10 protein-coding genes are annotated in these 11753 nt (G+C 64.8%); 6 read left to right on the top strand and 4 right to left on the bottom strand.

Going from position 1 to position 11753, the window contains the following annotated elements:
- Positions 1 to 158: 158 nt before the first annotated feature.
- The gene (locus tag RRF64_RS12205; protein WP_323846162.1) at positions 159 to 974 is read left to right on the top strand and encodes a class II aldolase/adducin family protein; all 816 of its coding nucleotides are present in this window, start codon (positions 159 to 161) and stop codon (positions 972 to 974) included.
- A 171-nt stretch (positions 975 to 1145) separates the two neighbouring features.
- Positions 1146 to 2774 carry a Na+/H+ antiporter gene (locus RRF64_RS12210; RefSeq protein ID WP_323846163.1) on the top strand — a complete coding sequence of 543 codons (1629 nt, stop codon included), beginning with the start codon at positions 1146 to 1148 and terminating at the stop codon, positions 2772 to 2774.
- Here RRF64_RS12210 and RRF64_RS12215 read toward each other — a convergent pair whose 3' ends face one another.
- The 3 genes from RRF64_RS12215 to RRF64_RS12225 form a co-directional block, all read right to left on the bottom strand.
- Positions 2775 to 4622, bottom strand: coding sequence for a monovalent cation:proton antiporter-2 (CPA2) family protein (locus tag RRF64_RS12215; protein ID WP_323846164.1), 1848 nt, complete (start codon positions 4620 to 4622; stop codon positions 2775 to 2777).
- A gap of 27 nt (positions 4623 to 4649) precedes the next feature.
- On the bottom strand, positions 4650 to 5942 hold the full coding sequence (locus tag RRF64_RS12220; RefSeq protein WP_323846165.1) for a cation:proton antiporter: 1293 nt from the start codon (positions 5940 to 5942) through the stop codon (positions 4650 to 4652).
- A gap of 104 nt (positions 5943 to 6046) precedes the next feature.
- Entirely contained in the window at positions 6047 to 6937 is an 891-nt protein-coding gene (locus tag RRF64_RS12225) for a pirin family protein (protein WP_323846166.1), read from the bottom strand.
- A 178-nt stretch (positions 6938 to 7115) separates the two neighbouring features.
- Between RRF64_RS12225 and RRF64_RS12230 the strand changes: the two genes are divergently transcribed.
- The 4 genes from RRF64_RS12230 to gstA all read left to right on the top strand — a co-directional run bounded on the left by RRF64_RS12230 (position 7116) and on the right by gstA (position 10316).
- The gene (locus RRF64_RS12230) at positions 7116 to 8003 is read left to right on the top strand and encodes a LysR family transcriptional regulator (protein ID WP_323846167.1); all 888 of its coding nucleotides are present in this window, start codon (positions 7116 to 7118) and stop codon (positions 8001 to 8003) included.
- Positions 8004 to 8158: 155 nt separating this feature from the next.
- Positions 8159 to 8554, top strand: coding sequence for a DoxX family protein (locus RRF64_RS12235; RefSeq protein ID WP_323846168.1), 396 nt, complete (start codon positions 8159 to 8161; stop codon positions 8552 to 8554).
- 109 nt (positions 8555 to 8663) lie between these two features.
- Entirely contained in the window at positions 8664 to 9635 is a 972-nt protein-coding gene (locus RRF64_RS12240) for a glutathione S-transferase family protein (protein ID WP_323846169.1), read from the top strand.
- 75 nt (positions 9636 to 9710) lie between these two features.
- A complete protein-coding gene (gstA, locus tag RRF64_RS12245) occupies positions 9711 to 10316 on the top strand; it encodes a glutathione transferase GstA (protein WP_323846170.1) in 606 nt (201 codons plus the stop codon).
- Between the two features lie 12 nt (positions 10317 to 10328).
- On the opposite strand, the gene RRF64_RS12250 is transcribed toward gstA, so the two are convergent.
- Positions 10329 to 11588, bottom strand: coding sequence for a multidrug effflux MFS transporter (locus RRF64_RS12250; protein ID WP_323846171.1), 1260 nt, complete (start codon positions 11586 to 11588; stop codon positions 10329 to 10331).
- Positions 11589 to 11753: the final 165 nt, after the last annotated feature.

The following is an 11753-nucleotide window of genomic DNA, read 5'->3' on the forward strand; positions in this document are numbered from 1 at the left end:
GTCTGTCGATTACCAATTCAAGGCCGCCGCTGCGCGGCCTTTTGCTTTTCTGGCAGCAGTTTCTGCGGGAACCATACTTTGGCGCCCCCCCTCACGCAAACGCCGATCGGCGTGCTATAAGGAGCCTTCGTCATCTCCGACGATGAGAGGGCCGGTTAATGACCACTGCGGAAACAACAAGAAAAACAGCGGACACCAACGCCGCGGTACTGAACGGCGACGTGAGTGTACTGCTCGGTGAACCGCCGCTGTCGCCGGAGCGGGTGCGCGAGGAGCGCAAGCGGAAGCTCACCGCGGCCTTCCGCCTGTTCGGCAAGTTCGGTTTCGATGAAGGTGTGGCCGGCCATATCACCGTGCGCGATCCGGTGCTGGAGGATCACTTCTGGGTCAACCCGATGGGTGTGTCCTTCAGGCAGCTGCGCATGTCGCAGCTGCTGCTGGTCAACCACAAGGGCGAGGTGGTCGAGGGGGACGGCTACCTGAACGGTGCCGCGTTCACCATCCACTCCCATATCCACCGCCTGCGCCCGGATGTGATCGCCGCGGCCCACGCCCATTCCCTGCACGGCAAGGCCTGGTCGTCGCTCGGCCGTTTGCTGGATCCGATCACCCAGGATGCCTGCGCCTTTTTCGGCGATCACGGCCTGCTGGACACCTTCTCCGGCGTGGTCCTGGAGATGGGCGAAGGCGAGGCGCTGGCGCAGGCGCTCGGCAAAAAGAAGGCGCTGATACTGCAGAACCACGGCCTGCTCACGGTCGGCAAGTCCGTCGACGAGGCCGCCTGGTGGTATATCACCATGGAGCGCAGCTGCCAGGCGCAATTGCTGGCGGAGGCCGCCGGCGCACCGAAATTGATAGAGCCTGAGGTGGCCATTCGCACCCGCGCGGTGGTGGGCACCGAACTGGCGGGAATCTTCAGCTTCCAGCCGCTATACAGCGTGATCTGCGCCGAACAGCCGGAAATGTTCGATTAGTCCGGGGCGGGCAATGGTCCGCCCTGCCCCGAGTCCCGCTTTTCTATACTCGCTGTAATCCGCCCGACGTACAGTGAGTACTCCCTTGAGGTCCGCCCGTCACCGCTGGCTCAGCAACTTTCTACCGCCGCCGGCTGCCCCGCGCCGGGCGCGGCCCTGACGGGCGGCACCGTGCACTACGTAGTGTTGGTGTTGATCCTGCTGCTGGCGGTAGCGGTCAGCGGCATGATCGTGCGCATTCTGCCGGTGCGGCTGCCGCTGCCACTGGTGCAGATCGCCACCGGCGCCCTGCTCGGCGGCGCGCTGGGTGTCAGAATCCCCCTCGATCCGGAAATCTTTTTTCTATTGTTTATCCCGCCGCTGCTGTTTCTGGACGGCTGGCGTATTCCCAAGGGCGCCTTCTTCCGCGATCTGCGGCCGATCCTCGTGCTCGCCGTGGGCCTGGTGGTGTTCACGGTGGTGGGGATGGGCTTTTTCATTCACTGGCTAGTGCCCTCAATGCCGCTGCCGGTGGCCTTTGCCGTGGCGGCGATACTCGCCCCGACGGATCCGGTCGCGCTGACGGCCGTGCGTGGCAGTACGCCCCTGCCGCCCCGCCTCAAACACATCCTCGAAGGCGAGGCGATGCTGAACGACGCCGCCGGGCTTGACCTCTTCCGCTTTGCCGTGGCGGCTGCGGTGACCGGCAGCTTTTCACTATCGCAGACGGCGCTCGGGTTTGTCTGGATGGCGACCGCGGGCGTCGGTATCGGCGCCGGCGTGGCCTTCGCCTGCGGCTATGCGCTGCGCTGGCTGGGCCGCCTCGGTGGCGAGGATACCGGGGTCCAGGTGCTGGTCAGCCTGCTGGTGCCCTATGCCGCCTACCTGGCGACGGAACACCTGGGCGGCTCCGGCATTCTCGCCGCGGCCACCGCGGGCATTGCCACTCAGTACGTGAATCTGCACGGTCCCGAGCTGTCCGCCACGCGCATGGAGCGGCAGGCGGTCTGGGACACGGTCCAGGGTGTACTGAACGGCATCATTTTTCTGCTGCTGGGTGAACAGCTGGTGCGCATCCTCACCGCCGATGTGGGTGCGGCGCGCCACAGCGCCGTCGTCGGCGACTGGACCCTGCTGCTGTATATAGCCGCGATCACCGCGGCCCTGCTGGCGCTGCGTTTTCTCTGGGTCTGGGCATCGATTTACCTGGGCAGGGTTCGCGGGGACATCAGGGACGCGGGCGTGCGCCTGTTGCTGGTGACGGTCGCCGCGGTAGCGGGCGTGCGCGGGGCCGTCACGCTGGCGGGGGTATTGTCACTGCCGCTCGCGCTGCCGGACGACTCGGCGTTTCCCGGCCGCGAGCTGGCGGTAGTGATCGCGATGGGCGTCATACTGCTGTCGCTGCTGCTGGCCAGTTTCGCCCTGCCGCAGCTGGTGCGCCGCCTGCCGGCGACGCCCCAGCTGGCCGCAATCGGCGACGAGCGCGGCGCGCGCGTAGCGGCGGCGCGGGCGGCTATACAGCGCCTGCAATCCCTGCGCGACGGCATAGAGGAGAAGGATGAAGCCGCAGATGTCGAGCGCGAGGCGCTGGACTATCTGCTGGATGTCTACCGCCGGCGCCTGGCCGGCGGTGTCGGACAGGGCGAAGACCGGGTCTGGATAATGGCGCAGACCGAGCGGGAGTTTCACCTGGACGCCCTCGCTGCGGAGCGGGATCAGCTATTCCGCCTGCGTATCGAGCGACAGATCGACGACGATCTGCACCGCAAACTGGTGCTGGAAGTCGATCTGGTGGAGGCGAGTCTGCGCACCGAGGACTAGCTACATGCCGGGGCGGGAATCGTCCCAGTGGTGATCCAGGTGCAGGTCCTTGTCGCGGCGGTCCTCGCGCAGCGCCTGCAGCAGCTGCTCGCGGTAGATCTTGGTCTGTGCGATATGCTGGGATTCGTCGCGCCAGTAGGGGAACAGAGATTCCAGCATACGCTGGTCGTGCTGCTTGAACTTGCGCGCGGCGCGCCGCGCCCGCAACGGGCTCCAGCCCAGCACTTCCAGCGCACTTTCACCGATGGACAGCGCCGAGTCCACGGTCTCGCGGAAGATATGCTGCACGCCCGCCTCCATCAGCGCGTACTGGTGCATGCGGTTGCGCGCCCGCGCGAGTATGGTCAGGTGCGGGAAGTGCTTCTGCAGCTGCGCGACGATTTCCAGTGATGCGGCCTGGTCGCTCAGCGTCAGGATCACCAGGCGGGCGTTCTCGGCGCCGGCGGCGCGCAGCAGGTCCTCGCGAGAGGCGTCGCCGTAGTAGGCCCGGATGCCGTAGCGGCGCACCAGGTCCAGCTGTTCCGCGTTGCGCTCCAGCAGCGTGGTGGAATAGCCGCAGGCGTTCAGCAGCCGCCCGGCGATCTGGCCGAAGCGGCCGTAGCCGACGATGATCACCGGCGATCCCTCGTCCACCGGCGGTTCCCCGGCGCCCGCGAGGTCGCCCTCGGCGCCGCGCATATAGCGCGGCTGGATCAGCTGCTCGTAGATCAGCAGCAGTATCGGTGTCAGTGCCATGGACAGCGCGATCAGGGCGACCAGCAGGTTGCCGGTGGTGCCGTCGAGCACCCGGTTCTGGGCGGCGAAGGAAACCAGTACGAAGCCGAACTCTCCCGCCTGCGCCAGCGCCAGCGCAAACAGCCAGTCCTCGCCGCGCGACATGCGCATGGTGCGCGCCAGCGCGAACAGCACCGCAAATTTGACCGCCACCAACAGCAGCACCAGCCCCAGCAGCAGCAGCGGGTACGCGGCGATCAGGTTGAAATTGAGATTGGCGCCCACGGCGATAAAGAAGAGGCCCAAAAGTAGTCCCTTGAAGGGCTCGATATCCGCTTCCAGTTCGTGGCGGAACTCGCTCTCGGCGAGCAGCACCCCGGCGAGGAAGGTGCCCAGCGCCGGCGATAGCCCCAGCCAGGTCATCACCGCCGCCGCGGCGAGCACGATCAGCAGCGAGGTCACGGTGAACATCTCGCGCACCTGACTGCCGGCCACCAGCCGCAGCAGCGGGCCCAGCAGGTAGCGCCCGGCGATGGCGAAGGCGGCGATGGTGCCGAACACGGCCAGGCCGTAGCGCCAGCCGCTGAGGCCGGCCTCGTCCGGCGCCGGCGGTGTGCCCGCCAGCAGCGGCAGCAGCGCCAGAATCGGAATCACGGCGATGTCCTGGAACAGCAGCACCGCAAAAGCGCTGCGCCCGCCCTGGGTCTTCAGCAGACCCTTCTCGCTCAGCGACTGCAGCACAATGGCGGTCGAGGACAGCGCCAGTATCAGGCCGATGGCCAGCGCGGCGCGCCAGTCCGCCCCGAACAGCAGCAGCGCCAGTCCGGCCACCGCGGCGGCGGTGAGCAGCAACTGGGCGCTGCCGGTACCCAGAATGGCGCCGCGCATCTGCCACAGCCTGCGCGGCTGCAGTTCCAGGCCGATCAGGAACAGCATCAGCGCCACGCCGAATTCGGCGACGTGCATCTCGGCGCTGGCGTCGCCGACCAGGCCCAGTGCGTGCGGTCCGATGGCGACACCGGCGAGCAGGTAGCCGAGTACCGACCCCAGACCGAGGCGGGTTGCGATAGGCACGGCGATCACCGCTGCGGCCAGGTAGATCACTGCCTGGAACAGGAAGCTGGCGTGTTCCATGGAAACTGTTGTCTTTTTGTTGTCGGTTTAGTGCGCCGGCTCCGCCGACCTTTCCGGTTCGGCGATGCTCCGGCTGCGGACGATCAGCGGCGCGATGGTGGAGCCCTGCACCACGATGGAAAAGAGTACCACGCCGTAGGTCATCACTACCCACAGGTGGCGCAGGTCCTGCCCCTGGATATAGGCGTGGCCGGCCGGAATCGACATCGCCAGCGCCAGCGCCAGACCACCGCGCAGGCCGCCCCAGATCAGTATGCGTTCCGTGTAAGGGTGGTATCGGCGAAACCGTTTCAGGATCGTAAACGGAATGGTCACCGCCAGTGCGCGCGCCAGCAGCACTATGAAGATACCGGCCACCATCAGCAGATAGTCGAAGCTCTGCAGGTCGATGGTGATCAGGAACAGGCCCACCAGCAGGAACAGCAGGCCGTTGAGGAAGTCCTCGGTAATCGTCCAGAAGTTATCCAGTTCGTGCTGGCTTACACGGGAGAAACCCCGCTCGCGGGTGAAGTTGCCGATAATGATGCCGCTCACGACCATCGCCAGCGCACCGGAAACGCCGAGGATATTGGCCAGGGAGAAGCCTGCGGTGGGGATCACCAGTGTCAGCAGCAGCTCCAGGCTGTGCTCGTTGGTGGCACAGATCAGCCAGTGGAACAGGCCGCCGATCAGCAGTCCCAGTACCACGCCGCCAAGCGCTTCCACCGCAAACAGTTCGGCCACTGCCGGCAGGCTCGGCTCGCCGCCCTCGAAGGCCAGCGCGTAGATCACCGCAAAAACGACTATGCCGAAACCGTCGTTGAACAGGGACTCCCCCTCCACCTGGATGGACACCTGTTCCGGCGCCTTGAGGCTCTTGATGATCGCCAGCACCGCGATGGGGTCGGTAGGGGAAATCAGCGCGCCGAACAGCAGGCAGTAGACCAGCGCTACCGGCATGCCCACCAGTTGCAGGAACCAGTACAGCAGGGCGCCGACGGCAAAGGTGGAGATCAGGGTGCCGACCACCGCCAGCAGGCCGATCTCCAGCCGCTGGTTGCGCAGCGCCAGCAGGTCGATGTGCAGGCTGCCGGCAAACAGCAGGAAGCCGAGCATGCCTTTCAGCAGCAGGTCTTCGAGGTTCAGCAGCGGCAGCAGCTGGTCGGCCCAGGCGCGCAGTTCGACGATGCCCAGTTTGCCGAGGCCGATTACCAGCAGTGACAGCGCCAGGGCGCCGGCAGTGATCGCGATGGTGGCCTGCGCGCGCAGCACATACTGATTGAGAAAACCGAGAAACACCGCCACCGCGGCCAGAAAAGAAAAGGTGTAATAGACTTCCATATCGCGCGCGCGGGCTCACTTTCTCGGCGTTGTTGGGCAAACAGAACAGCAACTGTAGGAGCGGATGGCCGCCCCGCCGCTCCTACACAGAGGGATTAGGGCTGTCAGTCGGTCAGCGTGCCGTTATTGTAGTCGCGCAGCGCCTGCTCGATTTCCTCGCGGCTGTTCATCACGAAGGGGCCGTAGTGGGCAACGGGTTCGCGCAGGGGCAGGCCGTGCAGGCACAGCAGACCGGCTCCCTCTTCTTCATTCCGGGCGCGCAATTGTAACGACTCGCCGGCGCCGTACAACAGCAGGTTGCCCCGCTGGATAACGCCGCGCTCGGTCGCCAGTGCGCCGCGGTAGACGAACACCAGCACGCTGTGTTCCGCCGGCAGTGGCAGCAGCACCTCGGCGCCGGGCGCCAGGCGCACATCCGCCACCGCCGCCTCGGCGGCCGCTTCGATAAGAGGCGCGCTCTGCGTCCCGCCGCCGACCTGCCACTGGCCGGCGATCAGGCGTATCTGCGAGCCCACGTCGTCCAGCGCCAGCTCGGGAATTTCCGCCGCCTGAATATCGCGCCAGGTGGGCCTGTCCATCTTGTTGGCCGCCGCCATGTTGATCCACAGCTGGAAGCCGTGCATGCCGCCCGGCGCCTGGCCCGGCATTTCCGAGTGGATGATACCGCGACCGGCGCGCATCCACTGGGCGCCGCCGGAGGACACGGCACCGCGGTTGCCGAGGTGGTCGCGGTGTTCGAACTCGCCGTTCAGCATGTAGGTCAGGGTCTCGATGCCCCGGTGCGGGTGTGGCGGGAAGCCGGCGATATAGTCGTCGGCATTCTCCGAGCGGATCTCGTCGAGCATCAGGAAGGGGCTGAAGTCGGGGCTGTCGAAGCCGGCGACGCGCTGGATCCTGACGCCGGCGCCGTCCGCGGACGCCTGGCTGCCGACACCCCGCACCAGCGGGCGGGCACCGGGCCGGCGCGTAAAACCATTCTCTGCTGAATTTGCCATAGACACCTCCAATCGTGCGTTTGTCCGCAGTATAGGCCGATGATTTCGATTAAAAATGGCAAATTATCGCTGCATTTATTCGAATCCTTAGGTGGATTGAGCTATATAAGGTTTCGCGCGCGTAGATCGCCGCGGCCACAGCGATGAGTGAGACCCTTTCAGTGCAAGAGGAATGCAAATGGCCAAGGTCACCCTGGAACAGTGGCGAATGTTTCAATCGGTGGTGGAGCACGGCGGCTTTTCCCAGGCGGCCCAGGCGGTGCACAAGAGCCAGTCTTCCATCAATCACGCGGTGCACAAGCTGCAGGAGAGCCTCGGCATACCGCTGCTGGAGGTGCGCGGCCGCAAGGCCGAGCTGACGGATGCCGGGCGCATACTGCTGGCCCGCGCCGGCGGCCTGCTGAACGAGGCCGAGGCGCTGGAGTTGGTGGCCGCCAGTCTGGCCGCCGGCGAGGAGGCGACGCTGACCCTGGCGGTGGATGTCATCTTCGATTTCGAATGCCTGTGCAATGCCATCGAGCGCTTCGCCGAGGAATTTCCGCACACGCGACTCGAGGTGCGCGAGACGGTGCTGTCCGGCGCCGAGGAACTGCTGCTGCAGCAGCAGGCGGACTTTATCCTCAGCGCGCGGGTACCGCAGGGCTTCGTCGGCGAGCCGGTGGCGAGGGTGCGCTTCGTGCCGGTCGCCCACCCGCTGCACCCGCTGCACCTGCTGGGGCGGCCGGTGGCGCGCAAGGACCTGAAGGCCAGCCGGCAGATAGTGTTGCGGGATTCGGCGGTCAAACACCGCCAGGATTCCGGCTGGCTGGGCTCCGATCAGCGCATCACGGTGACCAGCGTGCAGACCTCGGTGGAGCTGATAGAGCGCGGTCTCGGTTTCGCCTGGCTGCCGGAGACGCGCATCCGCGAATCCCTGTCCGCCGACCGGCTGCTGCCGCTGCCCACCGAGGAGCCCTGGGAGCGGGATGTCACTGTCTATCTGATCTACGCCGATGCCGACCGCTGCGGCCCCGCCGCCGAATTCCTGATCCGCTCGCTGCGCGCGGGCCTGGGTGACTTTGAATAGGCCCGATGGAGCAGGCGCGAAAGCAAACGCGACGACAGACTTTAAAAAATCGAAAGCTATTCGCGAATTTTTGCGGTTTTCTCCGTAAAAAACAGAACTACACTGAGTGCAGTTCCACCGTCACTATCTGACTGATCTCAAGCGAGGATTCAGCAATGCACAACCCCATCTACTGCGATCTCGGCAAACTGCTCGGCCGGGTCCTGATGTCCCTGATGTTCATCACCGCCGGCTGGAACAAGATCGGCGGCTATAGCGGCACCCAGGCCTTTATGGAATCCGCCGGTGTGCCGGGCATACTGCTGCCGCTGGTGATCCTGGTGGAGCTGATCGGCGGCCTGGCAATTCTGCTCGGCTACTTCACCCGCTGGTGGGCGCTGGCATTGGCGCTCTTCTGTCTGGCCAGCGCCTGGCTGTTCCATTATGTGCCCGGCGACCAGGGGCAGATGGTCAGCTTTATGAAGAACATCACCATTGCCGGCGGCTTCCTGATCCTCGCCTGTGCTGGCGCCGGCAGGCTGAGCCTGGACCACAAGCTGCGCGGCAAATAAGCGCGGCGACATGCGGCGCGGGCTTCCGCGCCGCAGTCGATTCCTCGGCGCTTTTTCAACGCTATCCCGACACTATCTCGACCTTATCCCGATCTGTGGAGTTTGTGCTATGGGCCTACTGGTCAATGGCCAGTGGCAGGACCGCTGGTATGACACCGACAAGAGCCACGGCGAGTTTGTGCGCGAGGCGGCGCAGCTGCGCAACTGGATTACCGCCGACGGCAGTGCCGGCCCCAGCGGTGAGGGCGGCTTCGTCGCGGAGAAAGGCCGCTACCACCTGTATGTCTCCCTGGCCTGCCCCTGGGCGCACCGCACGCTGATCTTTCGCAAGCTGAAAGGGCTGGAAGACATTATCGGCGTCTCGGTAGTGAGCCCTCACATGCGTGAACAAGGCTGGACCTTCGATACCGACGAAGGCAGCAGCGGCGACCGCCTCTACAATGCCGATTATCTGTACCAGCTGTACACGCGCAATCGCGCCGACTACAGCGGCCGGGTCACTGTGCCAATGCTGTGGGACCGGCAGCGCGAGCGGATCGTCAGCAACGAGTCGTCGGAAATCATCCGCATGTTCAACAGTGCCTTTGACGGCCTGACCGGCAACGACGCGGATTTCTACCCGGAGGATCTGCGCGGCGATATAGACGCGACCAACGATGTCGTCTACGAAAACGTCAACAACGGCGTCTATCGCGCCGGCTTCGCCACCACCCAGGACGCCTACGAGCACGCCTACGAACGGCTGTTCAGTGCCTTGGAGCAGCTGGAACAGCGTCTGCAGCACAACCGCTACCTGACCGGGGCGCGGATCACCGAGGCGGACTGGCGGCTGTTCACCACCCTGATCCGCTTCGACGCCGTCTACCACGGCCATTTCAAGTGCAACAAACAGCGGCTGGCGGATTACCCGAACCTGTGGGGCTATGTGCGCGAGCTTTTCCAGTGGCCCGGTGTCGCCGATACCGTGGATTTCCACCATATCAAGACCCACTACTACGCCAGCCACGCCACCATCAATCCCACCGGCATAGTGCCCAGGGGACCGGAGCTGGATTACTCGGCGCCGCACAACCGCGGTTAGCGCGCGCCTCCGCTGCTGACGACGGGCAGCGGCCTATACTGCAGGACAGTTTCGAGTGGAATCAGGAGAAACCCCGTGAAACTTTTCTACGCCCCCGGCGCCTGCTCACTGTCTCCCCATATCGTCGCCTGCGAAGCGGGTATCGACCTGGAGCTGTGCAAGGTCGATCTGGGCGAGCACAAGACCGAGACCGGCGGCGACTATACCGAGATCAACCCCAAGGGCTATGTGCCGGCACTGCAACTGGAGGGCGGCGAAGTTCTGACCGAGGGCCCGGCAATTGTGCAGTTTATCGCCGAGCAGAAACCGGATGCGAAGCTGGCGCCGGAATACGGCAGCCTCGATCACTACCGCTTGCTGGAGTGGCTCAACTTTATCGCCGCCGAGGTACACAAGGCCTTCGTGCCGCTGTTCTGGAATGGCTCCGACGAGGACAAGTCGCGGGCGAAGAAAATCATCGCCCGGAAATTCGATTTCATTGAAAGCAAACTGGATCGGGACTATCTGATGGGCGACGACTTTACCGTCGCCGACGCCTACCTGTTCACCATCGCCGGCTGGCTCGACAAACAGAACATAGACACCTCCGCCTGGCCCAGGCTGCAGGCCTTCCAGAAGCGCATGGCGGAACGGCCCGCGGTGCAGAAGGCGCTGCGCGAAGAGGGGCTGCTGAAGGAGTGAACGAATGGGCACTCAGCGCGGGATAAAGCGCTTGGTGACCGGTACCTCGGCCTCGATGGGCTCGTGGGCGCGGGCGACAACTACCGCAAAAAACAGCGCCGCGACAGTGCAGCCGAGCATGGCCCCGGCGACCGGGATCAGCGTACCGGTATGCAGGTTGTTGACGATGCCGCCGAGAATGCCGCCGGTAATAAATATGGTGGCGCCATAGATCGCATTGGCGCTGCCGCTGATGCGCGGGAAAAATTCCAGAAAGCAGGCCGCCGCATTGGGTCCGGTAATGCCGATACAGGCCATCACCAGCACCAGCGGAGCCATCCACAGTGCCAGCTCCCGGACGCCGGTCAGGGTGCCCAGCAACAGCAGGCCGCAGCCCAGCATCTGCAGCAGTATGCCCGCCAGCAGGATATTGCGCGGCTCGAACAGGTTCAGCAGGCGGATATTGACCTGCACCATGCAGATGAGACCCAGCACGCAGAGTCCAAAATAAATCGGAAACTGGTTCGCCGGCACCTCGAACACCTGCATGAATACGAAGGGTGCGGTGGTGATGTAGATAAACATGGAGCCGCTGACAAAGGCCTGGGCGGCGAGGAAGCCCAGCGCACGGCGGTTGCCCACCACCTGGCCGTAGCTGTCGATCAGCGAACGCAGGGGTTTGCGCTGGCGCCGCGCGCGGGAAAAGCGCGACACGGTTTCCGGCAGCAGCCAGCGCACCAGTACCAGCATGGCGGTGGCGTACAGCAGCAGGAAAATAAAGATGCTCTGCCAGCCGCCGGTGGCCAGCAACACCGAGCCGATCACCGGCGCTATCAGCGGCGCCACCAGCATCATGGTACTGATCATCGAGATGATCTTGGCCGCCTCGCGGCCGCTGTGCAGGTCCCGCACTATCGCCGAGGAGATCACCGTGGCGAAGCCGCCGCCGATGGCCTGGAAAAAGCGCAGGATAATCAGCTGGTCCACGTGATCGGCGAACAGCACCAGCACCGAAGTGGCGATAAAGATACTGAGACCGATGGTGCCTACCAGGCGCCGCCCCCAGCGGTCGGACAGGGGCCCGCCGCACAGCTGGCCGATGGCGAAGCCGAGCAGGAAACTGGAAACCGAGTGCTGTACCCGCGCCACCTCGGTATCCAGCGCTGCGGCCATGGCCGGAATCGCCGGCAGGTAGCTGTCGATGGAGAAGGGTGTCAGTGCCACCAGTGCCGCCAGCCACACCGCCAGCCAGCGCGGCGGTTTCTTCTCGGCGGGGATGGCAATGGTGCTCATAACTCAGCTCTGGTACTGCGTGGCGGAATGCCGGGGGGAATCGGGCGCTGCGGCCGAGCTAAAAGATTAGCTGTCGCGGGCGCGCCATGGTAGCCAGCGGCGGCCAACTGTTCCAGTGACGCCGCGGCACAGGCGAAGCCTCGCGGCTCGGGGAAGGCAGGGAAG

The organism is Microbulbifer magnicolonia (assembly GCF_035117725.1).
Classification (GTDB): domain Bacteria; phylum Pseudomonadota; class Gammaproteobacteria; order Pseudomonadales; family Cellvibrionaceae; genus Microbulbifer; species Microbulbifer magnicolonia.

Coding starts and splice junctions, on each gene's coding strand:
- RRF64_RS12205 (WP_323846162.1), top strand. CDS start 159: ATGACCACTGCGGAAACAACAAGAAAAACAGCGGACACCAACGCCGCG.
- RRF64_RS12215 (WP_323846164.1), bottom strand. CDS start 4,622: ATGGAACACGCCAGCTTCCTGTTCCAGGCAGTGATCTACCTGGCCGCA.
- RRF64_RS12220 (WP_323846165.1), bottom strand. CDS start 5,942: ATGGAAGTCTATTACACCTTTTCTTTTCTGGCCGCGGTGGCGGTGTTT.
- RRF64_RS12225 (WP_323846166.1), bottom strand. CDS start 6,937: ATGGCAAATTCAGCAGAGAATGGTTTTACGCGCCGGCCCGGTGCCCGC.
- RRF64_RS12230 (WP_323846167.1), top strand. CDS start 7,116: ATGGCCAAGGTCACCCTGGAACAGTGGCGAATGTTTCAATCGGTGGTG.
- RRF64_RS12235 (WP_323846168.1), top strand. CDS start 8,159: ATGCACAACCCCATCTACTGCGATCTCGGCAAACTGCTCGGCCGGGTC.
- RRF64_RS12240 (WP_323846169.1), top strand. CDS start 8,664: ATGGGCCTACTGGTCAATGGCCAGTGGCAGGACCGCTGGTATGACACC.
- RRF64_RS12250 (WP_323846171.1), bottom strand. CDS start 11,588: ATGAGCACCATTGCCATCCCCGCCGAGAAGAAACCGCCGCGCTGGCTG.